Consider the following 25,054-nt stretch of genomic DNA (forward strand, 5'->3'; position numbering starts at 1 on the left):
CAATTGTCCGTGCAAAGGAGCTTTAACAATGGAATTATCAGATACGTACATTGAATCGTTCATTCAACCGCGTAATGAGCTACTGCAAGAGATGGAACAATTCGCTAAAGATAATCATGTACCTATTATGCAGCTTGCAGGCATAGATGCACTAAATCAGTTACTGCGCATACAAAAGCCGTCGTCGATTTTAGAAATTGGAACAGCTATTGGCTATTCGGCGATGAGAATGGCATATGCTTTACCTGAATGTCGAATCGTGACGATTGAGCGTGATTCAGATCGTGTACAGTACGCGAAAAACTTTATCGCTCGTTCAGAAGTGGCAGATCGTATTACTGTCATAGAAGGAGATGCACTGGAAGTAGAAGTGGAATCGATTCGCTCTACTTATGATGCGATTTTTATTGATGCGGCAAAAGGTCAATATCAAAAGTTTTTCGAAAAATACTCGCCGCTCGTACCATCTGGTGGCGTGCTTTATATTGATAATATGTACATGCACGGCTTATCAGATTTAGATATTAAAGATGTTCCAAGAAGAAAGAGAACGATGATTCGTAATTTAAAACATTTCACAGACTGGATTATGCAGCACCCGGATTATACAAGCGCATTTTTCCCTGTCGGTGATGGTTTATTAATTTGTTTGAAGAGGTGATTTAGGTGAAAAAACCTGAACTATTAGTAACACCGCAATCGATTGAGCATGTGAAAGCTTTAATCGAGGCAGGTGCAGATGCATTTGTCATTGGTGAGCAAAAATTTGGCTTGCGTTTAGCAGGAGAATTTAACGTATCAGAAGTAGAACAAGCAACTGAAATTATTCATGCAGCTAATAAAAAAGTATATGTAGCAGTGAATGCACTTTTCCATAACGATCGTTTAGATGCACTTGATGCCTATTTACAAGAAATGCAACGTATTGGCGTTGATGCTCTACTTTTCGGTGATCCTGCTGTTGTCGTAGCAGTGCGCGAATTAGGTATTACAATTCCGCTACATTGGAGTCCAGAAACAATTGCGACAAACTGGTTCCAAGTAAATTACTGGGGAGAACGCGGTGCAAAACGTACTGTTTTAGCACGTGAGCTTTCTCTTGACGAAGTGTTGGAAATTAAAGAAAATACAGAGCATGAAATTGAAGTACAAGTTCAAGGTATGACTTGTATGTTCCAGTCTAAACGTTCACTTTTAGGCAATTACTTCTTATATCGCGATGAAGTAATGGAAATCGAAAATCGTAAAGAAAATAAAAATATGTTTTTACATGATAAAGAGCGTAAAAATAAATATCCAATTTATGAAGATCTAAATGGAACACACATTTTCTCTCCAAATGATATGTGTGTTATTGATGAACTACCAGAGCTATTTGAAGCGGGTATTGACTCATTAAAATTTGATGGCGTATTGCAAAGCTTTGAGTATGTTGTGACAGTTACAAACTTATATCGTCAAGCGATTGATGCATATTTCGATGAAGGCGAAGATGCATATGAAAACTTAAAAGACGAGTTAGTCGCGAAAATTGAAGAAATTCAACCTGCATTACGTCCTTTAGATACAGGCTTTATCTTCAAAGAAACAGTTTACTAGAAAGGGGCGGCAAACAATGCTTCAATTAATTCAAAATGAAAAAATTCGTGAAACTATAGATGGCAAACGTGTCATTACGAAAAAACCAGAACTTTTAGCACCAGCAGGAAGCTTAGAAAAATTAAAAGTTGCCGTTCATTACGGAGCAGATGCCGTTTTTATCGGTGGACAAGAATTCGGCTTACGTTCAAATGCAGATAACTTCACGATTGAAGAAATGGCTGAAGGTGTAGAATTTGCAAAAAAATACGGTGCTGTAGTGTATGTAACAACTAATATTTTCGCCCATAACGAGAATATGGACGGTTTAGAGGAATATTTACAAGCAATTGAAGGCGCGGGTGTAAAAGGGATTATCGTAGCAGACCCACTTATTATTGAAACATGCCGACGAGTTGCACCAAAGCTAGAAATTCACCTTTCCACTCAACAGTCTTTATCTAACTGGAAAGCTGTGAAGTATTGGAAAGATGAAGGCTTACACCGCGTTGTACTTGCACGTGAAGTAGGCGCAATCGAAATGCAAAAAATGAAAGAGGAAGTAGACATTGAAATCGAGGCATTCGTGCACGGAGCAATGTGTATCGCTTATTCTGGACGTTGTACACTATCAAACCATATGACAGCACGTGATTCAAACCGTGGTGGCTGCTGCCAATCTTGTCGTTGGGACTACGATCTTTATGAAAACGTAGATGGTGAAGAAAAAGCATTATTTAACGAAGGTGAAGCTCCGTTTGCGATGAGTCCGAAAGATTTAAAATTAATCGAATCAATTCCTCACATGATTGAGTTAGGTATCGATTCATTAAAAGTTGAAGGTCGGATGAAGTCAATTCACTATGTAGCAACTGTTGTTTCTGTATACCGTAAAGTGATTGATGCATATTGTGCAGATCCTGACAACTTCCAAATTAAAAAAGAGTGGTTAGAGGAATTAGCGCGCTGTGCAAATCGTGCAACTGCTTCATCATTCTTTGAAGGTGAGCCAAGCTATAAACAGCAAATGTTCGGTTTCCATTCACATAAAATGAAATGGGATTTTGCAGGTCTTGTGCTTGATTATGATGCAGACACACAAATGGTGACGATGCAACAACGTAATTACTTCAAGCCAGGTGATACAATTGAATTTTTCGGCCCAGATATCGAAACATTCGAAATGAAAGTTGGTCAAATTTGGGATGAGGAAGGCAATGAGTTAGATGTTGCTCGCCATCCATTACAAATTTTAAAATTCAAAGTAGATCGCCCAGTATCGAAATTAAATATGATGCGTAAGGAGAACGTGTAAATGAAAAAACGCCCAGTAGTTATCGGGATTGCAGGTGGTTCATGCTCAGGGAAAACGAGTGTAACACATGCCATTTATGATGTTTTTCGGGATCATTCAGTTGTAGTTATTGAACAAGATTATTACTATAAAGACCAGAGTCATATGACGTTTGAAGATCGTCTGAAAACGAATTATGACCACCCGTTGGCATTTGATACAGATTTGTTAATTGAGCATGTGCATTCTTTATTAGATCGTCAAGCAATCGATAAACCGGTATATGATTATGTACAACATACACGCTCTACGGAAGTGATTCATGTAGAGCCAAAAGACGTAATAATTATTGAAGGCATTTTAGTGCTAGAAGATGAGCGTTTACGTAATTTAATGGATATAAAATTATTTGTTGATACAGATTCAGACTTGCGAATTATTCGACGCATCCAGCGCGATATTTCAGAACGTGGTCGGACAGCAGATTCAGTCATCCATCAGTATTTAACAGCAGTGCGCCCAATGCATAATTTGTTTATTGAGCCAACGAAGCGATATGCGGATGTTATCGTTCCAGAAGGCGGCGACAATGAAGTTGCAATTGATTTAATGGTAACAAAAATTAAAACAATTCTTGAAACTGATCCAAATGTATAATATGATGGGTAGGTATTTACATTATTTTCATTTAAAAAGCATTGTTATTTGCAATGCTTAATACGGTACGAATAAAAAATTCGGTAGTAGTTAAAATGAACGAGCGGCTTCTAAGGAAGTCCGCTCATTCATACATTTAACTAGCGACCGGGTTTTTATGCTATGTGCCTATTATTTTATAGACAAAAGAAAACGATTGCATTTTAAGTTCTAAGGTGTATATTAGTGTTTTCGAGGATTATTAAGGAGTGATTGCTTTGTCAAATGAAAAACAATACCCGATGACATTAGGGGGAAAAGCGAAGTTAGAAGAAGAATTAGAGTTTTTGAAAACTGTAAAGCGTAAAGAAGTTGTTGAGCGTATTAAAGTTGCTCGTAGTTTCGGGGACTTATCTGAAAACTCGGAATACGATTCGGCGAAAGAGGAGCAAGGTTTCGTAGAAGGCCGTATTTCAACAATTGAGTCGATGTTACGAAACGCTTTAATCATTACAGAAGATGAAACTGGAAGCAGTACTGTAACTTTAGGTAAAACAGTTACTTTTGATGAGTTAATCGATGGAAAGCGTGCTGATTTTGAAGAGTCTTATACGATTGTTGGTTCAGCAGAAGCAGATCCTATGGAAGGTCTAATTTCAAATGATTCACCAATCGCAAAAGCTTTAATGGGCCATCAAGTCGGAGATGTTGTGAAACTAACAACTCCAGGTGGAGATATGGAAGTAGAGATATTAAAAATTAGCTAATTAATTGTCCGAAAAGTAGTAATTACTTTTTGGACATTTTTTTCTAGTGATTTGAAGACATATTTACTTAGAAACTGTTAAAATTGCTGTAAGTAAGGGGGCAATGTGTATGTCAGAAAATGAACGTAAATACTTTTCACGATCGGAAAATACGCAACGTCAGCGGCAAAATAAAAAATTGGATCGAATACTAAATTATTTAATTGCAATAGTAATCGTTTTAATTTGTTTAAGTAGTTATTTTATTTTCTTTAATAAGGATAAAGAGGAAGCACAGGATAGTCACGAAATAGAGCAAAATGATCCAGTGGAAAATGACGATACTAATCAATCTCAAACAGCTAATACAAGCACCGAAAATAAGCAACAAGTAGAAGGGAAAAATGAGGATACAGAGGATACAGAGGATACGAATGTTATTGACGAGTCTTCTTCGGCGGTTGTGACAACTTCTAATGATCCACTCGTTGATGAAGTAATCGTTGATCCAAACTGGCAACCAACTCCGACAGTACAAACGGAACCACATACATCAGTATTTGCAGACGGACATATCGATTACGAAGAAAAACTAGCTACGATTTATGCAGTAACATCACTATCCGCTGAAAACAGCATTCTTTGGAATATTAAAAATAACGGTAGCGCTGATACAGCAATTGCAGTTATTTCATCGAAAGATAAAGAGTTAAAATATCGAGTTAGTATTGAATGGGTTAAAGAACAAGGTTGGAAACCAGTTAAAGTAGAAAAATTAAATACGACTGAAGGCACTTTCTAATTTTGAATAAAGGACATTATTTGTCTTGAATTATTTTTTTTAGTAAGGGTTTAATTAATGGAGGAAAATATAATGAAAATCGCCGTAATTGGAGCAATGGAGCAAGAAGTAGAGCTACTACGAAACGCCTTAACAAATACAGAAGTAACAACAATATCAAATAGTGAATATACGACAGGCGTATACGAAGGAAAAGAAGTCGTATTACTTAAAAGCGGCATTGGAAAAGTCAATGCAGCAATGTCTACAACGATCTTATTAAATGAATTTCAACCAGATGTTGTCATAAATACAGGCTCTGCAGGTGGTTTTGACGAAGCACTTGAGGTTGGTGCAATAGTCATTTCAGATGAAGTACGTCATCATGATGTAGACGTAACAATTTTCGGCTATGAGATTGGTCAAATGGCGGGCATGCCAGCTGCGTATAAATCAGACGAAAAACTAATGGAAATTGCTAAGCAAGCTGTAACTGAAGTAGGTGAGCATCAATACGGAATTGGCTTAATATGCTCTGGTGATGTGTTTATGAACGACCCAGCGCGTGTTGCAGAGGTGCGTAAACAATTCCCGCAAATGAAAGCTGTTGAAATGGAGGCGGCTGCGGTTGCTCAAGTTTGTTATCAATTTGGTACACCATTCGTCGTTATTCGTGCCCTGTCAGATATTGCAGGAAAAGAGTCAAACATTAGTTTTGATGAGTTTTTACCTGTTGCAGCGAAACATTCAACAGAAATCGTGTTAAAGGCGATTACGAAGTTATAAGTTCATAATTCTTTCACAAAAACGAGGGACTAGTGTTAAAAAAATCACAGTGTTATTACGCAATCGATGATAAGATATTGCTACATGAAACGTCTTTAAAATAGGGAGGCATGTTAGATGGTATTTATTATGGCGATGGCTGTATTAATAACAGCGGTTTTAGGGTTAATTATTTCAGCGGATATAAGTGAAGGTTCTAAATAAAAAAGATAAATTAAGCGCATTTAATGGCGAGGCCCGCTGTTAAATGCGCCTTTTTCATATTTCGTTGTCTTTAAATTACTAGTTTTTTTGAGTTTGAGCAGTGTCTAGCTCCAGGCTAAAACGGGCGCTTGCGCTTTTCTCATAAGTTAATCTTTTTGATTATGCTTGAATTGCTGATATAGTTTAATGAGTGCACGTTTTTCTATGCGGGAAACATAGCTTCTTGAAATGTTCAGTTTTTTTGCGATTTCTTTTTGAGTTAGTGGGTCGGCGTGCTGCAAACCGTAACGATACGTAATGATTTCAAGTTCACGAGGTTCAAGAGTATTTAAATATGCATAAAGCTGAGAAAACCGTTCTTGTTGCTCTAGTACATCGATGGCCGGCTGCTCATCTAATTGCAGTAAATCTCGGATTTGGAGCGATTGACCTTCTTTATCAACGCCGATTGATTCAAAAAGAGAAACATCTTTTTGTACTTTTTTTTGCGCGCGCAAATGCATTAATATTTCATTTTCAATACAGCGAGCTGCATACGTAGCAAGTCGTGTTTTTTTGTCTGGTGTATAGCTTGCAACTGCCTTCATCAGACCAATTGTACCGATTGAAATATAGTCATCTAATTGCTCGTGAGGCGGGTGGAATTTTTTTACGACATGTGCAACAAGGCGCATATTACGCTCAATTAAATCAAGACGCGCTTGTTCATCACCTGCTAAATAGCTTTCAATTACTTTTGCTTCTTCTTCACGCGTAAACGGCTTTGAAAACGCCTGACCTTTTAAATAGCCAAGTAATGAAGGGAAATCAAGCCATAGTTGTATGAGCGAAAAAAAGATGCCGCTCATCACTTCATCCTTTCCGCTTTTTAGCAGTATATGTCGACTTTTGTTACTTCATGAAAAAGTAGTGATAAACAAAAAAACAAACCCCGCTCAGGAGTTTGTTATTCGTTATTACACTTTTTTTAATGTGAAAGTACTAACCATTAATATAGCTAAAATCGGGAATAAGAACATATAAAAGGCCAGTGGTGCAATATGAACAAAGAAAAACGTAAATGTTAAAATTGTACCTGCAGCTGTGATTGGTAGGCCAACAAAATAGCCTGTAGCATCCATTACATTAAAACGAGCTAATCGAAGCGCGCCACAAGCAATGTATAGAATAGTCATGAACATGCCTGCAACACCGAATTCAAATAATGCTATTTCGTACATAAGTAACGCTGGCGCAACGCCAAATGATATAATATCACCCATGGAATCTAATTGTTTGCCTAGCTCCGATTCTTGGTTAAATTTACGTGCCACTTTTCCATCGTACCGATCTAAAAAGGCTGCAATAAAAATAAATAATACACTATAGCTATATGCTTCATTTAATGTGGCCATAATTGATGCTCCACCAAAGGATAAGTTACAAATGGTTATTAAATTGGCAGCGTTCGATTTTATTTTCTTCATAGTTGAATCTACTTTAGAGAGAAGAAACATTGGAAACACTCCTTTGCACTAATATTTTTTAATTATACTTCTAAAGAGGGAAAATTGGTATAGGTTCGAAAAATATATCCTTTTCATACAGAGTGTAACACTATATAATATCCTTTTATTAAATTACGGAGGTTTATTGATGAAAGAGAGATTCTATCAAAACTTAATTGAGTTAACGAACGGTAAGACTAGTTCGAAAATACTGCAAAGCATCGCAAAATCCCCACTAAGTAAAAAGTTTATTCGAAGCTACAGTAAAGTATACGATATTAACATAGATGAAGTTTCAAAAAAACTAGAACATTATACAAGCTTACATGATTTTTTTACAAGAGAATTAAAAATAGATGCTCGTCCGATTGCAGATCAGGCATCCTTAATTGCCAGTCCTGTCGACGCGAAAATTGAGGCGTTCGGAAATATTCGTGACAATATTATATTAACTGTAAAAAATAAACCGTATTCGCTCGTTGATTTGCTTGGTAGTGAGGCGAATGCGAAGCGTTATGAACGTGGACAATACATCGTATTTTATTTAAGCCCAGCTGATTATCACCGTATACATAGCCCGCTAGATGCAACGGTTGTAAAACAATATGTGCTTGGTAAAAAATCTTATCCTGTCAACCAAATAGGGTTACAATACGGCAAAAAACCAATCAGCCATAATTATCGTATGATTACTGAGCTTAATTATGCAAATAATACCTATGCAGCGTTTATTAAAGTTGGTGCCACATTTGTCAATTCCATTGTACTAACAAATACTTCGTCAAAATGGAAAAAGGGCGAAGAAGTTGGCTATTTTACATTTGGCTCGACAGTTGTCATGCTATTTGAAGAACATACTGTGACGTTTAATGAAAATATAGTGCAAGGTCATGCGATAAGAATGGGAGAAGCATTCGCAACTATGCTATAATGATTGAATAAAAATTAAAGGGGAAAGTGCTTTGTATAATTTTTTATTACCAGATGAGTTCGTTAATAGCGTTCATGAAATTACACCAGAAAAACTAAATGCACTCGGTATAAAAGGAATAATTACCGATTTAGATAATACTCTTGTTGAATGGAACCGGGCAGATGCAACAGAAGAAATAGCGAATTGGATGCAATCATTACAAGCAGCAGGCATTCGTGTTTTAATCGCATCAAATAATAATGAAGCACGTGTAAAGCACTTTGCTGAGCCGTTAAACATTCCGTACATTCACCGTGCGAAAAAACCATTAGGTAGCGCGTATTATGCAGGTCTTTTACAATTGCGCATGAGAAGGTCTGAAGTAGCGATGGTAGGAGATCAATTATTAACAGACATATTCGGTGCAAAACGCCAAAAGCTATATACATTTTTAGTTCGACCTGTTGCAGAGTCGGATGGTTTTGTTACGCTTTTTAACCGCTTTGTAGAGCGCCGCGTATTTAATGATTTAAAACGAAAAGGTATTAAAACTTGGGAGGAACAAAGATGATCGAAATGCCACAATGTATTGGCTGTGGAGCAGTAATTCAAACAGAAAATAAGGACGAGCTAGGGTACGCACCAGCTTCTTCATTAGAAAAAGAAATGATTATCTGTCAAAGATGTTTCCGTTTAAAAAACTACAATGAAATTCAACCAGTTAGCTTAACGGATGACGATTTTTTACGTATTCTAAACGGACTTGGTGAGCAGGAAGGTCTTATCGTAAAAATTGTAGACATCTTTGATTTTAACGGCAGTTGGTTACCAGGCTTGCACCGTTTTGTAGGGAAAAATCCAGTATTACTAGTAGCGAATAAAGCGGATTTATTACCGAAATCAGTGAAAGAGAAAAAAGTAATTAATTGGCTTAAGCGCGAAGCAAAAGCGCTTGGTTTAAAACCTATAGATGTGATGCTCGTTTCTGCGCATAAAGGGCGCGGTATGGCAGAAGTTGTAGAAGCTATAGAAGAATACCGTAATGGAAAAGATGTATTTGTTGTTGGTTGTACGAACGTTGGAAAATCAACATTTATTAACCGCATTATTAAGCAAGCGACTGGCGAAGGTGAAGTAATTACAACATCTCATTTCCCAGGTACAACGCTTGATATGATTGAAATTCCACTTGACGATGGTGCCTCTCTTTTCGATACACCAGGAATAATTAATCATCACCAAATGGCTCATCATATTGACTCAAGCGAGTTAAAATATATTATGCCTAAAAAAGAAATTAAGCCAAAAGTTTTTCAACAACATCCAGGACAAACATTATTTATTGGTGCTCTATCTCGCTTTGATTTTATACAAGGTGAACGTTCAGCATTTACAGTACATGTAGCAAATGATCTACCAATTCATCGTACGAAACTTGAAAAGGCAGATGCATTATATGCTGAGCATAAAGGTGAACTACTTGCACCACCAACAAAAAAATATATTGAAAAGTTACCTGAATTAGTGCGTCACGAGTTTTCGATTAAGGAAGCGAAAACAGATGTTGTATTCTCAGGACTAGGTTGGATTACTGTCCAGCATGCAAATGTTGTCGTTGCTGCATATGCCCCTAAAGGTGTACAAGTATTTATTCGACCGTCATTAATATAAAAGGTATTTACGCTCGTCCAGCCGCGACAAGCACTGGAGAACTCTGACAAGCATGTAAAACATGCGTCATAAGAGTTTGAAGTGACCTCGAGCGGCTAGTATTTACGTTTGTAGCGTTATGTAATTTAGAGCAAAGGAAGAATTGCGATGAAGAAATGGTTTGCGGTTATTGGTGATCCAATCAAGCATTCAAAATCACCTGATATGCATAATGCTTGGTATAAAGAAATGAATGTAGACGCTACTTATATCCCTGTGCATGTAACATCTAATAATTTGGAGCAAGCAGTTGCCTCCCTAAAATGTCTCGGTGCATCGGGCTGGAACGTGACAATTCCGCATAAACAAGCGATTATTCCTTTTTTAGATGAATTAGATGAGCAGGCAGAAAAAATGGGTGCGGTGAATACGGTTGTGCTTACTGCAGAAGGTAAATATAAAGGTTATAACACGGACGGAGCAGGTTTTGTAAGATCCCTTGAAGATGTCATTAGTGCTGGGCATAAACATAAGGCCGTGTTATTAATCGGCGCAGGTGGAGCTGCTCGTGGTATTGCTTTTGCACTCGTTGCAGCAGGCTACAATAATATTACAATAGCTAATCGTACAGTGAATAATGCTGAAGCGATTATTCAGGAGCTGCGTACTGGTAATGCTATATCGCTAGAACAAGCTGAACAATCATTAAACGATTATGAAATCTTTGTCCAAACAACACCAGCAGGACTAGTAAACGGCTCGCTTCAGCTTCCTTTTTCTTTGGAAAAGTTTCCTGAAGGCGCAATTGCGGCGGATATTGTGTATAATCCATTAATGACGCCTTTTTTACTAGCGGCTGAGGAAAAAGGGGCAACGATTATTAACGGACTCGGAATGTTCGTTCATCAAGGAGCCATTGCCTATAATTATTGGCTTGGTCATTATCCAAAAACAAATTCAACAATGGCTGACTTAACAGCACAGTTACGATAAACAACTGGCTAGCCAAGGAGGAACTATTTATTTATGTTAACAGGTAAACAAAAACGCTTTTTACGTGCAGAGGCACATCATTTAGACCCAATTTTCCAAGTAGGGAAAGGTGGCGTAAATGACGCAATGCTAACACAGCTTCGAGATGTGTTAGAAGTACGTGAATTAATTAAAGTGCGCATTTTAGATAATTGTGAAGAAGATAAGCATGAAGTAGCAGAAGCATTAGCAAAAGGAACGCGTGCAGAGCTAGTTCAATTAATTGGTCTAACAGTAGTATTGTATAAAGAATCTCGCAATAATAAAAAAATTGTATTACCAAAAGTGGCTAAAAAGTAAGGTGACGAACGATGAAAAAAGTCGGGCTGTTAGGTGGTACTTTTAATCCGCCGCATATCGGTCATTTAATAATGGCAAATGAGGTGTTTCATGCACTTGATCTAGATGAAGTGCGCTTTATGCCCAATGCTAATCCACCGCATAAACAAACTGCAGGTGACGCAACGAATGAACAGCGAGCAAAAATGGTAGAGCTAGCCATTGCAGAAGCCAGTCATTTTAAATTGGAACTGTTCGAGTTGAAACGCGGTGGTGTATCTTACACATTTGAGACAATGCAAGCTATGTGTGACAATGAACCACAAACCGATTTTTATTTTATTATCGGTGGTGATATGATTGACTCACTTCATACTTGGCATCAAATAGATGAGCTAATCGAGCTTGTCCACTTTGTTGGAGTAAATCGCCCAGGAACGAAAGCTGAAACTTCATATGATGTGCAAATGGTGGAAGCACCTGTAATCGACTTATCATCAACATTTATACGTAAGAGGATACAAACTGGCTATACGCTTGATTATTTATTACCGCAAGCAGTAGAAGCATATATTAGAAAGGAAGGTCTTTATGGAGCGACAAATGCTACTCAACGCGATTAAAACACGCATGCCTGAAAAACGTTATATTCATACGCTAGGTGTGATGGAAACCGCGATACAGCTAGCACTCCGTTACGATGAAGACCCGAAAAAAGCTGAAGTCGCAGCTATTTTGCATGATATTGCAAAATATGCGGACGAGGATTGGATGCGCCAAATTGTTCATGAAAATGGGCTAGATTTACGATTAGTAGAATGGGGATCCGAAATTTTACATGGTCCTGTAGGGGCATGGATTGCTGAAACTGAATTCCAAATCAATGATGAGGATATGCTAAATGCAATTCGCTACCATACGACAGGTCGTGCCGGCATGACAAAATTAGAGAAAATAATTTTTATAGCAGATATGATTGAGCCGAATCGCAAGTTTCCGGGTGTCGATAAATTGCGTACGAAGGCGGAAAGTGATTTAAATAAAGCCATGCGCGCATGTATTAGACATTCAATCGCACACTTAGTAGAGACGAAACTTGCTATTTATCCGACATCGATCGAATGTTATAACGATTATATGAGAAAGGATTAAACATTAATGAACGAAACGTTATTACAATTAGCTTATAAAGCAGCAGATGACAAACATGCGGAGGACATCGTTGTATTAAATATGCAAAGCATTTCATTATTAGCAGATTATTTCATGATTTGTCACGGTAACTCAGATAGACAAGTGCAAGCAATCGCACGTGAAATTCAAGAAAAAGCAACGGAAAAGGGCTTCGATGTGAAACGCACTGAAGGTTTTGATTCTGCACGTTGGATTTTAGTTGATTTAGGGGATGTCGTTGTACACGTATTCCATAAAGACGAGCGCGCATATTACAACTTAGAGCGTTTATGGGGAGATGCACCACAACTAGACGCGTCACAAGTAAATGAATAGTTACGAACGTTTTGCGGAAGTATACGATGAATTAATGACCGATATTCCTTATGATGAATATGTGGAATGGATTCAAATGTATGCCCCACAAGCAGATTATTCAAAGCTATTAGATATAGGTTGCGGTACAGGAACGCTTGCTTTTATGCTCGATGAAGCTGGATACAAAGTTGCAGGTATTGATTTATCTGAAGAGATGTTAGCAGTAGCGAATGTGCGACTTGCAGCAGCAGGGAAGTCAATTCCATTATTTGCGATGTCGATGGACGAATTAGAAGGCTTTAGCGAGTTTGATATAGCGATTATTCCGATTGACTCAATAAACTATTTGCGCGAGGAACAAGCTGTTGTAGAAACGTTACAGCGTATTTATTCCAGCTTGCGTAATGGTGGGCAATTGTTTTTTGATGTGCATTCGTTAAATAAAATGGATCATATTTTTTTAAATAGTCCGTTTACGTATGATGATGGCAATATTACGTACGTATGGCATACTGAGCCTGGCGAAGAGCAGCACTCGGTGTATCATCAAATGGCTTTCTTCGTTCGAATGGACAATGATCTTTTTGAACGTTTTGACGAAGAGCATTTCCAGCGTACGTTCGCGCCAGAACAATATGAGGCGTGGCTTCGAACAATCGGTTTCTCAGAAGTACACATTACAGCAGACTGGTTAAATGATGCACCAGATGAAGAAAGTGAACGCATTTTTATTCGCGCTGTAAAATAACCCTTTTCAGAAGAAGGCAAATTTTGTATAGTGGAGGTAACTCCATATGATTTGCCTTCTTTTTTGAAAGGGTGTTTTTTTATGCAACCATTTCTAAAGAAGTATGGAAAGCGAGTGCTATTCCCCGGCGCTCTTATCATTGGACTCCTCTATTTTTTTCTTCAACAAAATGAATCATCATCAATAGAAATTATCCCAGCCATTGCCAATGAACAACAACCCGAAATTGAATATGTCGAGCCAATAATCACACCGCTAGTGCTTGTCGATGTAAAAGGACAAGTGAAGTTTCCAGGAGTTTACGAATTAACTGCGGAAGATCGCATTATTGATGCAATCAATTTAGCGGGAGGCTATACAGATTTAGCAGAAACGAAAATGATTAATCATGCACAGCGCCTGCAAGATGAAATGGTCATTTATATCCCTCAAAAAGGTGAGGAAGTAGAAATCGAATTCGTTGTTGTTGCTGGCATTTCGACAAACGGCTCTACTAGCAGTAGCGGCAAAATAAATATTAATAAAGCTGATGAAACAGAATTACAAACGCTTCCCGGTGTAGGTCCTGCTAAAGCGCAGGCTATTGTCGCTTATCGTAGCGAAGTAGGAAAGTTCCAATCGATTGATGATTTGAAAAAAGTTTCTGGTATTGGTGAAAAATCGTTCGAACGTCTAAAAGACTTAATTGATGCAAAATGACAAACACAAGTGAATCTGACATTGCACCATTCGTCAGGAAAGACTACACTTACAGTAGTTATATATTTTGGAGGTTGTCATATGGAGCGGATTACGTGGGATCAATTTTTCATGGCACAAAGCCATTTATTAGCATTAAGAAGTACGTGTACAAGACTTGCGGTTGGCGCCACAATCGTAAGGGAAAAACGTATTATTGCAGGGGGGTATAACGGTTCGATTTCAGGTGATGAGCATTGCATCGAGCAAGGCTGTTACGTCGTTGATAACCATTGTGTTCGTACTGTACATGCAGAGACAAACGCTCTATTACAATGTGCAAAATACGGTACACCTGCGAATGGGGCAGATTTGTATGTAACGCATTTCCCTTGCCTTCCTTGTACGAAAACAATTATTCAAGCAGGTATTAAAAATGTGTACTACGCAAAGGACTATAAAAACAATCCTTATGCAATGGAGTTATTCGCCAAAGCAGGCGTCAATGTGGCACACATACCATTCGACGAAGCGAAAATTGATTTTTTACAAGATGATAAATTACAATTAACGCTAGATATGCTTGAAAAGTTACGTACTTTCGGTGCTTCTCCTGAGGAATTGGCTCCTCTTGAAGAGAAGGTGGATAAATTATTTGGTCAATTACTTAAAGTCTAAATGGATGTATTATGCCATAGCGGTTCTCGTTGCAACAGTTGCAGCGTACGAATCGGTATGGCTTTTTTTATGGCTTGGAGTGTTATTGCTCTTTTGTGTATATAAGCGTTTAGCTCGTGGACATTTGATAGCATTGACAATTGTTAGTGCCGTAACGTTTAGCTATGTTTCGTGGCAATTAGATAAGCTATATGAGCCGTTTAGCGTGCCTGCTGAGCTTATTTGGACAAGTGAGTATAAAATTAACGGTTCTACGTTACGGGGCTTTATGAAGGACACGGCAGGGCGTAACATATATATTATTTATACATTTAGTTCGGAGCAGGAAAAAGCATACTTTGGCGGTATGCAGCTAGCTGGTCAACATTATTTTGTTACGGGGAATATTGAAGCACCAGATTTACCTGCACATGAATACGGCTTTAATATGCAAAACTATTTAAAAAGTAAGAATGCGCTAGGCATTTTAGAAATCTCGTCATGGCATTATATTGAGAAAGATACGACAATAATGCAAAAGCTGGCCGAGCAACGATTTCGTCTCAAACAGCATATAGAGCATACTTTTCCTGAATCACTTGTTGCTGAGGCGCAAGCTTTATTAATCGGATTACAGGAAAATGTCGAATATGAAACGTCTCGAGCCTATCAAAAACTAGGTATTACACATTTGTTTGCAATTTCAGGATTGCATGTAGCGCTCGTATCGTTCATGTTTTTTCAGGGACTATTACGGCTAGGAGTACGCAGAGAGCTTGCAACAGTCATATTAATCGCGATATTACCGATTTACGGGGTAGTGGCAGGTGGCGCTCCATCAGTTTGGCGTGCGGTGTCAGTGGTTGAATTCGTTATGCTGGCGGGTTATTTTAGATGGCGCGTTTCCTTAATAGATGCACTTGCAATAAGTTTTATTGGTTTTGTAATATTACAGCCAGGTGCAGTGTTTCAAATCGGGTTTCAGTTATCTTATTTAGCGACGCTGAGCTTAATTTTTTCAAGTCGCCTATTAGCGAGTATGCCGAATTGGTGGGCACAATCTTTTATGATAACATTCGTTTGTCAGCTTCTTGTATATCCGCTATTGCTCGTGCATTTTTATGAGCTTAGTTTGTCTTCTTTTCTAGCAAATATAGTTTTTGTTCCGTTATTTTCACTAGTTATTTTACCTTTTAATTTCTTGCTTCTTGTAGCAACATATTTGCCGATTCCAATTGATACATGGCTTTTCTCCTTATACGAACCTTGTCGCACTATGTTAACAAAGCTCATTATGTTTTTACAAAGCTTGCCGTATCAAATGTGGATTCCCGGAAAGCCGGGTGTTGCAGTAATGATTGTGTGCTATATAAGTGTATTAGTGACGTTGTATTATGCGGAAGTGAGAAAATGGCGTTTAATGTTGCCGGTACTACTCATTCCTGCGATAGTAGTTCAATTAATACCGTATACGAATAAAAATTTAATTGTCTCTTTTATTAATGTCGGGCAAGGAGACAGTATTTTAATTGAGCTCCCCTATAGAAAGGCAGTGTATTTAATTGATACGGGTGGTTTGCTACGTTTTGAACAGGAGGCTTGGAAGGAGCGCAATGATTTATACGAAGTCGGACGGCAAATTGTCGTTCCTTATTTGAAAGGGAAAGGTATTGCAAAAATTGATACGCTAATATTAACACATGCTGATGCAGATCATGTTGAAGGGGCGGAAGAAATATTACGAGAAATAGCTATACGAGAAGTCCACGTAACACCAAATTCATTAGAAAAAGCAGTGATGAATGACTTCCTAGAAGAAGTTGCTAAGAAGAAAATAGTTATTCGAGAACAGCTTGCAGGGCATAATTGGGAAATTGGTAACACGGTCTTTCGCTATATATGGCCGACGGAAACCGATTATGAAGGAAATAATGATTCGCTCGTACTTGTAATGGAAGCAGGTCCGTTTAAAGCGTTATTTACAGGTGATTTAGAAAAAGAAGGAGAGGCGGCACTTGTAAGTAGTGCATATCAAGACATAAAAAATGTTACGCTATTAAAGGCTGGCCATCATGGCAGTAAAACTTCTAGTACAGAGGACTTTATTAATGCCGCGAATCCACAGCTGACAATATTTATGGCAGGGAAAAATAATCGCTATAAACATCCGCATAATGAAGTTGTAGAACGCTTTAATATGCACGGCTTCAAACACTTAACAACAGGTGAAGTGGGAACTGTAATAGTCATATGGGATGGGGAAAATACGCATTATAAAACGTCTAATAGGTATTTCGAACAATAAGAAAAAGACTTTGTCAGCGCCGACAAAGCCTGTTTCTTACTCACTAAAAATTAGCGAGTAGCAACTTCTACGATCATCGCGATGATGAACATTGTTGCGAAGAATCCGAATGATACTACGAAACCAACGCCACCATCGATTGCGTCGTTACGTTGAGAAGCACGGCCTCGACCTTCGAATGGGTTTTCAGCTACGTAATTTGGATCATTATGTCCTGCCATATATATCCCTCCTACTCCTCATCAATTATAAGTCAAGTCGTACTAAAAATCCATATAGATTACAATAATTCCTACAACTAACATGTGTGAAGTTGTCGCAATTTAATCACATTCGCTCGCATTTCAAAAAACATGTATACTATGATAACAAGAAGTAAGAGGGGGATCCCTAATGGTAACGAAAGTATGGAATGATATAAAGAAAGGACAATTTGCACCGGTATATTTAATTGTCGGTGAAGAATCCTATTTTGTAGATGAGACGATAAAGCGTTTAAAAGAAGCTTTACATAGTGAAGAAGAAGTAGAAGTAATGACATTCGATTTAGCGGAGCAGCCTGTCGATTATGTAATAGATGAAGCAGACACAATCCCTTTTTTCACAGATAAAAAACTAATCATTGCGAAAAATGCTTCGTTTTTAAAGGCAACTGAAAAAGGCAAAGAAAAAATTGAACATGATGTGAAGCGTCTAGAAAATTGGCTTGCCCATCCGTCTGATACATCAATTACAGTATTTATCGCCCCATATGAAAAACTAGACGAACGTAAAAAAGTAACTAAGCTTATGAAAGAAAAAAGCTTAGTTGTACTTGCTGTAACGCCGCAAGACAATGACTTATACGTGTGGATTCAGCATGAGATTGGTAGCTATGGTAAAGCAATTACAGATGCAGCCGCAGTTAAACTAGTGGAAATGGTCGGGGCAGATATGCTGCAACTGAAAATGGAGCTTGAAAAATTAGCACTATATTTAGGTGAGGAGCATGAAATATCAGTGCAACTTGTAGAAGAGCTAGTTGCAAAAACACTCGAGCACGATGCTTTCAAAATGTTAAATGCCTATTTAGCGAATAGACAAGCAGAGGCACTAACGATTTATCATGATTTGCTACGTCAAAAGGAAGAGCCAATTATGCTAGTAGGCTTGCTCGCATCAAATATTCGCACGATGAGTAATGTCTTTTATTTACTGAAAAAGGGCTATCACCCACAGCAAATCTCTAAGCAGTTAAAAGTCCATCCATATCGCGTGAAAATGATGATTGAACAACGCAATCGACCATCTGAGGAGCGATTATTACAAGCTCTCTATGCTTTAGCAAATGTCGATTTACAATTAAAATCGGTAAGCGGTAATCGAGAACGGTTCCTTGAAATGTTTTTATTAAAGCCGCTTTAGAAATACCTAAAGACGTAGATAACTTACGCTGCATTGTATTTAAATATGAAAAGCAAGAACTGTTTAGTAAGAAATTACTTATAACATAGTTCTTGCTTTTTTGTTCTATACTGAAACGGTTATGTTGGATTATTATGATGAGCTTCTTACTGAACGGCCCTTTTTTTATCCATCTCAAATTTTTATTATGGATATGGGCAGAATAGGAGAGTATCGTTCATTTGAATTTTTAGTTACGGTTTAAGTGACACCTGTAATTAGGTCACATATTGCAGTTGGTAAAGACTAGTTACATTTAATATTAATTCAGATGGAGTAAAGCTTAGAAAATTTAATCATATAGAAACATACGAAGATCTGCCACCTAATTGGAAAAATATTAAAAAGAAGAAAACTTTCAATGAATTAAACAAAATAACAGTGAAAATACTTGGAGAAATCACATGAAAAAAGGCCAGCTTTAATAGCTGGCCTAGGTTTCATTATTAAGCTTTTTTAGCTAAACGTGATTTTTTACGTGCAGCAGCGTTTTTGTGGATAAGACCTTTAGTAGCAGCTTTATCTAAAGCTTTAGAAGCAGCAACTACTAGTTCTTGTGCGTTTTCAGCACCTGTAGCTAGAGCTTGTTCAGCTTTTTTTACAGTTGTACGCATAGCAGACTTCGCTTGAGAGTTTGCTTCTTGTGCAGCAGCATTAACTTTTACGCGTTTAATAGCAGATTTAATGTTTGGCATAACTTTCACCTCCTAATTATAGGTACGAGATGAGTATTCTCACTAATTTCTTGTGTCAATACAACAAAAATCATTCTACCAAACAGTAGCGGTAATTGCAATACATAAACGCAAAGAATATTTACTTGACAGTTTGTACAAACTAAAAATGAGGTGAAATAATGGAACAAGTAAATTTGAGTCGTACAGATTTAATTGATGAAGCAGAAGAAGTAGTCACATATGAAACGCAGCATCAAAAAGAAAAAATTGAACAAAAAAGCGGTGTTGTCGTTGAAGAACTAAGAGAAAAGCGTGTCGAAATTACAAAAGTAATTGTTTCGGATGTTGGGGAGGAACAAATCGGTAAAAAACAAGGAACATATATTACCTTATCTATCCCTACACTTCAGCCGGACGATAAAGAGGGCTTCTCGCAGATGGAAGAAGTGTTAACTAAATATATAAAAATGTTTCTAAAGGAAATCCGGATAAAAAAATCAGATAAAATTTTAATAGTTGGTCTTGGCAATAAAACGATTACACCAGATGCCATTGGTCCGTTTGCGATCGACTCTATGCAAAATGAATTTGTTGATAGGCCGAATGAACAATTTGTTATGTATGCTCCGGGTGTAACAGGGCAAACAGGATTTGAAACGAGCGATTTTGTTAAAGCGTTAGTAGATAAAATTCAACCAGCAGCCGTCATAGTAATCGATGCACTTGCAACAAGAGGCAGTAAACGTTTATGCCGTACTATTCAATTAACAGATACAGGTATTCATCCAGGCTCAGGGGTTGGTAACCAGCGCGCGGAAATATCAAAAGAAGCACTCGGTGTACCTGTATATGCAATTGGCATTCCGACTGTTGTGGAAGCGGCAGTTTTACTAGCTGATGCCATCGATTCTGTATTCCGTAATATTGCTGCAAAAATTGATGAAAAAGATAAACCGTCTAGCAAGCTTTCAGTTACAGGCTGGCAATCCAATGTCCAAAACGCGAATTTAGAGCTTGTAAAACCAATATTCGGAGAATGGTCTACATGGTCAATTGACGATAAGCGTAAATTATTCGAAGAAGTGTTTAATGCACAGGAACGTTTAATTGTCACACCTAAAGAAGTGGATGTTTGGTTAATGCAATACGGTCTTCTAGTATCTAATAGTCTTTTTAGTGTAGCAAAATCTATTTAAAAGTTCTAAATGCACCTCTCTTTCCATAATGTAGTGCAAGGAGAGGATGCATGTTATGAAAATCATTCAACGTTTTATTGTCTTGTTATTCTTTTTATTTTTGCTACCAATTGTTACAGGACAGCTCCCTTTTCCAAACAACAAAATAATCGAAAAGCCTGTCCCTGAAAAAGCAATTGTTTATGCGGCAACACCGACACCTGATACCCATATGCAAGTTACCCCTATGCAAGTTACTCCGAAACAACCAAAAGTTTTATTTGTTTATACTCACTCGCATGAGGCGTATAAACCAGCAGTACAAACCGTTTCAGGTATGGAAGCTGTATATGATGATCAAACAAATATTTTTTCCTTACAACAAGCGATGATCAATCATTTTCAACTAAATAGTATAGAGGTAAATGTTCTCGATATGGATGTGCAGAACGTTATGAATCAAACTGGTGCTAAGTTTCATGAAGCATATAAAACTGTTCGCCCAGTATTACAGCAAGAGTTGGCAACGAATATGTATGATTTAGTCATCGATTTTCACCGCGACGCAGTTGGTGCATCTGCTACTACTTTAATAACACCTGATATGAACTTTGCGAAAGTAGCATTTGTCGTAGGTGCTGAACACCGAGGCTACGAAGCTAACTTAGCTTATGCAGAGAAGTTGAATAAAACATTGAACACAATAGTTCCTGGTATTTCACGTGGGGTTATGATAAAAGAAAGAAAAGACGGAGACGGTGTTTATAACCAAGATTTATTCCATAAGATGCTACTCATAGAGCTTGGAGGTATAGATAATACCGAAGAGGAAGTTTTACGTACAGTGGCAGTACTAGCGCAGGCAATTGCAAATACAATTGTAAGCGAGCAATTATAAGTATAGTTACAAATAGAAAATGTTTTCTCTCGTCTAGTTTTTTTCCACTCCAACATAGCTTAAATGTCTATGACACTAGTAGTTAAAAAATTCAGGAAAATCATATATATTGAGACTTTGGAGCGTGCGTGGCTAGTAATTAGCCCTGCACGTTCTTTAGATTTGACTAAAAACAATTTTGCTGATTGTTCAACTATTTCTTTCAAGACATAGTCGTATAGTTTATACATCGAATATACAGTTCCATCCAAATCAAGAAGGAAATACGTTTTGAAATCAAGTGGAAAATACCTTTTATTATGTAGATTGTGTGAAATAAATAAAATTACACGGAATGTTACCGATAAACTTTTTTAGATGGACCAAGGAGGACTGAACAACTATTGAATAAAAAATTACTTTTCACAGCCGCAACTATCCCGGCAGCATTTATTGTTCCAGCAGTAGCAGGGGCAGAAGAATTAGCGACGATTTCGATTAAAGGAGATGCCCTTGTAAATAAAACGCTATCAGCATCCATTACTGGATTACCTGCAGGTACGATAATAAATGGCTACCAATGGTATTATGTTGAAACATCAGAAGCTGATGGTACAACATCGAAAAAACCAATTTCGGGTGCTACACAAGCTACTTTTAAAGTGCCAGTCGAAGCGGCGGGAAAAACAATTACAGTTGAAGCTACATCAACAACAGGAACTGTTTTTAAAGGGGATTCTCGTGTAATTAGTTCCTTATCACTTGCTATTACGGCACCTACTTTTGAAGGCTATTCAGATTCAAAATTTGTAGCACCAGGAGAAACGGTAAAAGTATCAGGAGCGAAAGTAACTGATAATTCTGGGGCTGACATAGAAAGTAGTCAAATTACATATAGCTATGAATGGTTTTATAAAGTAGGAGAAGTATTTACAATTATCGATGGTGCGTCGGGTGGTACTTATACAATTCCTAAAGATGCAATCGAAAAAGGCACGATAAATATAGCTGTCAAAGTAACAGCTAATGTAGGGGCATCAGTTGTAATGTCTGATCTTTCAGATGTGTTAACAGTATCTAATGAACCATCGAATACATTGATTGAGTCTATCAAAACTTTACGTGTCAGCGATGTTAAATATAAGGTGACAGATTTTGAAGCATTTAAAGCTGAAGTAAAGGCATTAGATAGTCAATATCAATCCCTATCGGCCGCTGCAAAGGCAAATGTAACAAATTATGGTGTACTTAAGCGAGCAATTGCTGATATAGAGGCTATAAGTGAGTTAAATGACAAAGTAAATAAAGCGGGCGAAGTTGTTGAGAAAGACAAGCCAAAATATTTAAAGGACATTGAAGAAGCATACGATAAGTTTGATTTATTACAACGTAGCTTAGATGTAGGGGATACGTTATTTAATAGTATTAAGGATATGTTGAAAGCACCTACTGATATTGCAGACATTGCAGAAGTTAGAAGAATAAATCAAGCAATTACTGAATTACTAAAATATAACAATTTCCTAATTAAGTACGAAGCTGATAGCATTGAGTCATTAAAAGCACAAATTGATGTAATTGAGTCGGATATCGAAAAGATATCTAAAAATTACCAATCCTCTGTGCAAGATCAAACGTTAAAAGATGCAATACAAGATATTAAAAAAATTGAACAATTTCTCAAACTATTCGACAAATTATCGACAAGTAGTACACCAAACAAGCAAGTAACAGTTGCAAAATCAATTCGAACTGAGTATGAAAAACTAACATACAAGCAACAACAGCTAGTGCCGGCAGAATATATTACGAAATTGCTCGATGCAGAAATTGCTGAAGAAAATCAAGTTAATCGTTTAAATGCTGAAATTGAGAGCTATCTTGATGACGAAAGATACCCAATAAATCCGTCAGCGGAAACATGGAAAGACCATGTGACGAATGTGAACCGTATTATTTCGGAGTATAAAACTTTAACGAAAACTTCGGCTGCTAAAATTGTTGGCTATGAAGGTGTTATCCAGTTACAAAAGGACTTAAAGACAGCTGAGAAGGTCATTAAACAAATTGAATCGTATACTTTACTTTTAAATACGAGTGGTGTGAAAGAAAGTAAACTAAAATCGAACTATAACAGTGCTTTAACAGCTTATAATAAACTAACAAGTTTGCAGCAATCTCTTATATATAATGAAGATCAGTTATTAAATAATCCACCGAATGTGACGATTGATGATAATGGGAAAGTACCAGTTGATAAAGCAGCGGCAATTGAGCTAAAAGCTGATATTGCAAAGTTTGCTAACACAACAAAATATTCGTTCGCGGAATTAGAAAAAGCAGTAAATACAGCAACAACAAAATATAAAAACCTTTCATCAACTGCAAAAAAATATGTCACGAACTATCATTTGTTAACTGCTGCTAGTAAAGATGTAAAAGGTGTCGTTTCTTTCCATAAGAAAGTACAGGCCGCTCGTGAAGAAACAAACTTTGAGAAACAAGCGAAAAAAATTGAATCTGTAGAAAAGGCGTATACAAAATTGCCTGCAAATCAGCAGCATTTAGCAAAACCACAATATGAAGATTTGTTAGAAAAACGTCTTGTAGATGAAAATGCACCAAACATTTCAGAGTTAATCAATAATATCGAGGGACTTGTCGTAAATGGGCTATATACAGCTACGGTAGCAGAGATTAAGCAACTTTCTAAACAATATAGTAGCCTTAGCTCCAGCGACAAAAAGCTTGTCAAAAATGTTGCGGTTTTAAAAACAGCAGAAGCAGACGTGAAAAAAGTAGAGTCATTTATGAAGCAGTATGATAAATCGTTTGCTAGTAATCCAACAACAGTCATTAAGGCATTTGCTAAGCTAACTGCAAAGCAAATGAGTTTAGTGAGTGAAGATGTGCGTCAAAAAATTATTGAAGCGGAGAAAGAGCTACAAGGGTCTAATGAAACAGCATATAGTATTGTGGAATCAATCGATTCACTTCTTCAAAGTGGCGTATACAAATCGAATTTGCAAGCCGATGTATCGAAAATTCGAGAAGCTTATGACAAGCTAAGTGCCTCTGAAAAGAGCATCGTGAAAAACTACTCGAAGCTAACGCAGGCTGAGGCAGATCTGAAAAAGGTAGCAGAGGTACATGCCTTATATAAAGCCATTCCAGAAGAAAACGGTGATACAGCCCGCAAAGCTTGGGAAACAGCTTTTGCGAAACTGTCGAAAAAATTAGAGCTACTTTATACGGATATGTATAAAGAGATAACAAGGGTGTAATAAAAAAGCTAGCATTCAGTAAAGAGGCTTGCGGTAGACTGTAGATAAACTCATTTAAGATGGGATTATCTACAGTTTTTTATTGCCCTGAAAAGTAAGCATTGTACATGCTCTAACTAATCTGCGAGTGACCGATGCTTGCGTTTGAGAGCTGAAAGTTATGACAAATATTTGGTTCATCATCAAAAATCGGGGTTGCTAAATATGGCACTGCACACTGCACTCCGAGCTGGCGCGCATCCAGGGCATGGTTCAGTCCCAGAGCCTTTAAACAAACACATTTTTGTACACACTCTCGCCATATTTTATGTGTTCGTAACAGCGCCATTTTTA

At 37.5% G+C, this 25,054-nt stretch carries 27 protein-coding genes; 23 read left to right on the forward strand and 4 right to left on the reverse strand.

All coding sequences use genetic code 11. The features are described 5' to 3' along the window. Positions 1 to 28: 28 nt before the first annotated feature. The 7 genes from AAFN87_RS01950 (at position 29) to mtnN (ending at position 5,821) form a co-directional block, all read left to right on the forward strand. Entirely contained in the window at positions 29 to 661 is a 633-nt protein-coding gene (locus AAFN87_RS01950; protein ID WP_347789303.1) for an O-methyltransferase, read from the forward strand. A 5-nt stretch (positions 662 to 666) separates the two neighbouring features. Beyond that, entirely contained in the window at positions 667 to 1,599 is a 933-nt protein-coding gene (locus tag AAFN87_RS01955; RefSeq protein WP_347789304.1) for a peptidase U32 family protein, read from the forward strand. A 16-nt stretch (positions 1,600 to 1,615) separates the two neighbouring features. Next, entirely contained in the window at positions 1,616 to 2,893 is a 1,278-nt protein-coding gene (locus tag AAFN87_RS01960; protein ID WP_347789305.1) for a peptidase U32 family protein, read from the forward strand. Then, on the forward strand, positions 2,894 to 3,529 hold the full coding sequence (udk, locus tag AAFN87_RS01965; protein ID WP_347789306.1) for a uridine kinase: 636 nt from the start codon (positions 2,894 to 2,896) through the stop codon (positions 3,527 to 3,529). Between the two features lie 257 nt (positions 3,530 to 3,786). Continuing rightward, a complete protein-coding gene (greA, locus tag AAFN87_RS01970; protein WP_347789307.1) occupies positions 3,787 to 4,275 on the forward strand; it encodes a transcription elongation factor GreA in 489 nt (162 codons plus the stop codon). Positions 4,276 to 4,384: 109 nt separating this feature from the next. Beyond that, on the forward strand, positions 4,385 to 5,056 hold the full coding sequence (locus AAFN87_RS01975) for a YrrS family protein (protein WP_347789308.1): 672 nt from the start codon (positions 4,385 to 4,387) through the stop codon (positions 5,054 to 5,056). Positions 5,057 to 5,128: 72 nt separating this feature from the next. Beyond that, entirely contained in the window at positions 5,129 to 5,821 is a 693-nt protein-coding gene (gene mtnN / locus AAFN87_RS01980) for a 5'-methylthioadenosine/S-adenosylhomocysteine nucleosidase (protein WP_347789309.1), read from the forward strand. 350 nt (positions 5,822 to 6,171) lie between these two features. Here the strand turns inward: mtnN and sigK are convergent, their stop codons facing one another. Both sigK and pssA read right to left on the reverse strand, forming a co-directional pair. Next, a complete protein-coding gene (gene sigK, locus AAFN87_RS01985) occupies positions 6,172 to 6,873 on the reverse strand; it encodes an RNA polymerase sporulation sigma factor SigK (RefSeq protein ID WP_347789310.1) in 702 nt (233 codons plus the stop codon). Between the two features lie 108 nt (positions 6,874 to 6,981). Beyond that, positions 6,982 to 7,521, reverse strand: coding sequence for a CDP-diacylglycerol--serine O-phosphatidyltransferase (gene pssA / locus AAFN87_RS01990; RefSeq protein ID WP_347789311.1), 540 nt, complete (start codon positions 7,519 to 7,521; stop codon positions 6,982 to 6,984). Positions 7,522 to 7,660: 139 nt separating this feature from the next. On the opposite strand from pssA, the gene AAFN87_RS01995 reads away from it, so the two are divergent. The 12 genes from AAFN87_RS01995 (at position 7,661) to AAFN87_RS02050 (ending at position 17,265) form a co-directional block, all read left to right on the forward strand. Beyond that, a complete protein-coding gene (locus AAFN87_RS01995; RefSeq protein ID WP_347789312.1) occupies positions 7,661 to 8,443 on the forward strand; it encodes a phosphatidylserine decarboxylase in 783 nt (260 codons plus the stop codon). Positions 8,444 to 8,474: 31 nt separating this feature from the next. Then, on the forward strand, positions 8,475 to 8,996 hold the full coding sequence (locus tag AAFN87_RS02000; RefSeq protein ID WP_347789313.1) for a YqeG family HAD IIIA-type phosphatase: 522 nt from the start codon (positions 8,475 to 8,477) through the stop codon (positions 8,994 to 8,996). Continuing rightward, complete coding sequence (yqeH, locus tag AAFN87_RS02005) at positions 8,993 to 10,096, forward strand: ribosome biogenesis GTPase YqeH (RefSeq protein WP_347789314.1); 1,104 nt, start codon at positions 8,993 to 8,995, stop codon at positions 10,094 to 10,096. The genes AAFN87_RS02000 and yqeH overlap by 4 nt, the downstream gene beginning before the upstream one ends. A 147-nt stretch (positions 10,097 to 10,243) precedes the next feature. Beyond that, positions 10,244 to 11,068, forward strand: coding sequence for a shikimate dehydrogenase (aroE, locus tag AAFN87_RS02010; protein ID WP_347789315.1), 825 nt, complete (start codon positions 10,244 to 10,246; stop codon positions 11,066 to 11,068). Positions 11,069 to 11,101: 33 nt separating this feature from the next. After that, a complete protein-coding gene (gene yhbY / locus AAFN87_RS02015; protein WP_347789316.1) occupies positions 11,102 to 11,407 on the forward strand; it encodes a ribosome assembly RNA-binding protein YhbY in 306 nt (101 codons plus the stop codon). 11 nt (positions 11,408 to 11,418) lie between these two features. After that, entirely contained in the window at positions 11,419 to 12,009 is a 591-nt protein-coding gene (locus tag AAFN87_RS02020; protein WP_347789317.1) for a nicotinate-nucleotide adenylyltransferase, read from the forward strand. Further along, positions 11,978 to 12,538: a bis(5'-nucleosyl)-tetraphosphatase (symmetrical) YqeK gene (gene yqeK, locus AAFN87_RS02025; protein WP_347789318.1), complete on the forward strand. Its 561-nt coding sequence runs from the start codon at positions 11,978 to 11,980 to the stop codon at positions 12,536 to 12,538. The genes AAFN87_RS02020 and yqeK overlap by 32 nt, the downstream gene beginning before the upstream one ends. Before the next feature lie 6 nt (positions 12,539 to 12,544). Next, entirely contained in the window at positions 12,545 to 12,895 is a 351-nt protein-coding gene (gene rsfS, locus AAFN87_RS02030; protein WP_347789319.1) for a ribosome silencing factor, read from the forward strand. Beyond that, entirely contained in the window at positions 12,888 to 13,625 is a 738-nt protein-coding gene (locus AAFN87_RS02035) for a class I SAM-dependent DNA methyltransferase (protein ID WP_347789320.1), read from the forward strand. The genes rsfS and AAFN87_RS02035 overlap by 8 nt, the downstream gene beginning before the upstream one ends. Positions 13,626 to 13,706: 81 nt before the next feature. Then, positions 13,707 to 14,324 (forward strand): helix-hairpin-helix domain-containing protein, encoded by a 618-nt coding sequence (locus AAFN87_RS02040; protein ID WP_347789321.1) that lies wholly within the window; start codon positions 13,707 to 13,709, stop codon positions 14,322 to 14,324. Positions 14,325 to 14,405: 81 nt separating this feature from the next. Beyond that, entirely contained in the window at positions 14,406 to 14,981 is a 576-nt protein-coding gene (locus AAFN87_RS02045; protein ID WP_347789322.1) for a ComE operon protein 2, read from the forward strand. Next, positions 14,959 to 17,265: a DNA internalization-related competence protein ComEC/Rec2 gene (locus tag AAFN87_RS02050; RefSeq protein WP_347789323.1), complete on the forward strand. Its 2,307-nt coding sequence runs from the start codon at positions 14,959 to 14,961 to the stop codon at positions 17,263 to 17,265. Before AAFN87_RS02045 ends, AAFN87_RS02050 begins: the two co-directional genes overlap by 23 nt. 50 nt (positions 17,266 to 17,315) lie before the next feature. On the opposite strand, the gene AAFN87_RS02055 is transcribed toward AAFN87_RS02050, so the two are convergent. Continuing rightward, positions 17,316 to 17,486 carry a YqzM family protein gene (locus tag AAFN87_RS02055; protein WP_347789324.1) on the reverse strand — a complete coding sequence of 57 codons (171 nt, stop codon included), beginning with the start codon at positions 17,484 to 17,486 and terminating at the stop codon, positions 17,316 to 17,318. Between the two features lie 172 nt (positions 17,487 to 17,658). Here AAFN87_RS02055 and holA point away from each other — a divergent pair, with 172 nt between their 5' ends. Beyond that, complete coding sequence (gene holA, locus AAFN87_RS02060; protein WP_347789325.1) at positions 17,659 to 18,669, forward strand: DNA polymerase III subunit delta; 1,011 nt, start codon at positions 17,659 to 17,661, stop codon at positions 18,667 to 18,669. A gap of 485 nt (positions 18,670 to 19,154) precedes the next feature. On the opposite strand, the gene rpsT is transcribed toward holA, so the two are convergent. After that, on the reverse strand, positions 19,155 to 19,403 hold the full coding sequence (gene rpsT, locus AAFN87_RS02065) for a 30S ribosomal protein S20 (protein ID WP_347789326.1): 249 nt from the start codon (positions 19,401 to 19,403) through the stop codon (positions 19,155 to 19,157). 161 nt (positions 19,404 to 19,564) lie between these two features. Here rpsT and gpr point away from each other — a divergent pair, with 161 nt between their 5' ends. The 3 genes from gpr (at position 19,565) to AAFN87_RS02080 (ending at position 24,721) form a co-directional block, all read left to right on the forward strand. Continuing rightward, positions 19,565 to 20,581, forward strand: coding sequence for a GPR endopeptidase (gpr, locus tag AAFN87_RS02070; protein ID WP_347789327.1), 1,017 nt, complete (start codon positions 19,565 to 19,567; stop codon positions 20,579 to 20,581). 55 nt (positions 20,582 to 20,636) lie between these two features. After that, a complete protein-coding gene (gene spoIIP, locus AAFN87_RS02075; protein ID WP_347789328.1) occupies positions 20,637 to 21,458 on the forward strand; it encodes a stage II sporulation protein P in 822 nt (273 codons plus the stop codon). 383 nt (positions 21,459 to 21,841) lie between these two features. After that, a complete protein-coding gene (locus AAFN87_RS02080) occupies positions 21,842 to 24,721 on the forward strand; it encodes a hypothetical protein (RefSeq protein ID WP_347789329.1) in 2,880 nt (959 codons plus the stop codon). Positions 24,722 to 25,054 lie beyond the last annotated feature (333 nt).

The sequence above is a fragment of the Solibacillus sp. CAU 1738 genome, assembly GCF_039888725.1.
GTDB lineage: Bacteria > Bacillota > Bacilli > Bacillales_A > Planococcaceae > Metasolibacillus.

Coding starts and splice junctions, on each gene's coding strand:
- AAFN87_RS01950 (WP_347789303.1), top strand. CDS start 29: ATGGAATTATCAGATACGTACATTGAATCGTTCATTCAACCGCGTAAT.
- AAFN87_RS01960 (WP_347789305.1), top strand. CDS start 1,616: ATGCTTCAATTAATTCAAAATGAAAAAATTCGTGAAACTATAGATGGC.
- udk (WP_347789306.1), top strand. CDS start 2,894: ATGAAAAAACGCCCAGTAGTTATCGGGATTGCAGGTGGTTCATGCTCA.
- AAFN87_RS01975 (WP_347789308.1), top strand. CDS start 4,385: ATGTCAGAAAATGAACGTAAATACTTTTCACGATCGGAAAATACGCAA.
- mtnN (WP_347789309.1), top strand. CDS start 5,129: ATGAAAATCGCCGTAATTGGAGCAATGGAGCAAGAAGTAGAGCTACTA.
- sigK (WP_347789310.1), bottom strand. CDS start 6,873: ATGAGCGGCATCTTTTTTTCGCTCATACAACTATGGCTTGATTTCCCT.
- pssA (WP_347789311.1), bottom strand. CDS start 7,521: ATGTTTCTTCTCTCTAAAGTAGATTCAACTATGAAGAAAATAAAATCG.
- AAFN87_RS01995 (WP_347789312.1), top strand. CDS start 7,661: ATGAAAGAGAGATTCTATCAAAACTTAATTGAGTTAACGAACGGTAAG.
- yqeH (WP_347789314.1), top strand. CDS start 8,993: ATGATCGAAATGCCACAATGTATTGGCTGTGGAGCAGTAATTCAAACA.
- aroE (WP_347789315.1), top strand. CDS start 10,244: ATGAAGAAATGGTTTGCGGTTATTGGTGATCCAATCAAGCATTCAAAA.
- yhbY (WP_347789316.1), top strand. CDS start 11,102: ATGTTAACAGGTAAACAAAAACGCTTTTTACGTGCAGAGGCACATCAT.
- AAFN87_RS02020 (WP_347789317.1), top strand. CDS start 11,419: ATGAAAAAAGTCGGGCTGTTAGGTGGTACTTTTAATCCGCCGCATATC.
- yqeK (WP_347789318.1), top strand. CDS start 11,978: ATGGAGCGACAAATGCTACTCAACGCGATTAAAACACGCATGCCTGAA.
- rsfS (WP_347789319.1), top strand. CDS start 12,545: ATGAACGAAACGTTATTACAATTAGCTTATAAAGCAGCAGATGACAAA.
- AAFN87_RS02035 (WP_347789320.1), top strand. CDS start 12,888: ATGAATAGTTACGAACGTTTTGCGGAAGTATACGATGAATTAATGACC.
- AAFN87_RS02040 (WP_347789321.1), top strand. CDS start 13,707: ATGCAACCATTTCTAAAGAAGTATGGAAAGCGAGTGCTATTCCCCGGC.
- AAFN87_RS02045 (WP_347789322.1), top strand. CDS start 14,406: ATGGAGCGGATTACGTGGGATCAATTTTTCATGGCACAAAGCCATTTA.
- AAFN87_RS02055 (WP_347789324.1), bottom strand. CDS start 17,486: ATGGCAGGACATAATGATCCAAATTACGTAGCTGAAAACCCATTCGAA.
- holA (WP_347789325.1), top strand. CDS start 17,659: ATGGTAACGAAAGTATGGAATGATATAAAGAAAGGACAATTTGCACCG.
- rpsT (WP_347789326.1), bottom strand. CDS start 19,403: ATGCCAAACATTAAATCTGCTATTAAACGCGTAAAAGTTAATGCTGCT.
- gpr (WP_347789327.1), top strand. CDS start 19,565: ATGGAACAAGTAAATTTGAGTCGTACAGATTTAATTGATGAAGCAGAA.
- spoIIP (WP_347789328.1), top strand. CDS start 20,637: ATGAAAATCATTCAACGTTTTATTGTCTTGTTATTCTTTTTATTTTTG.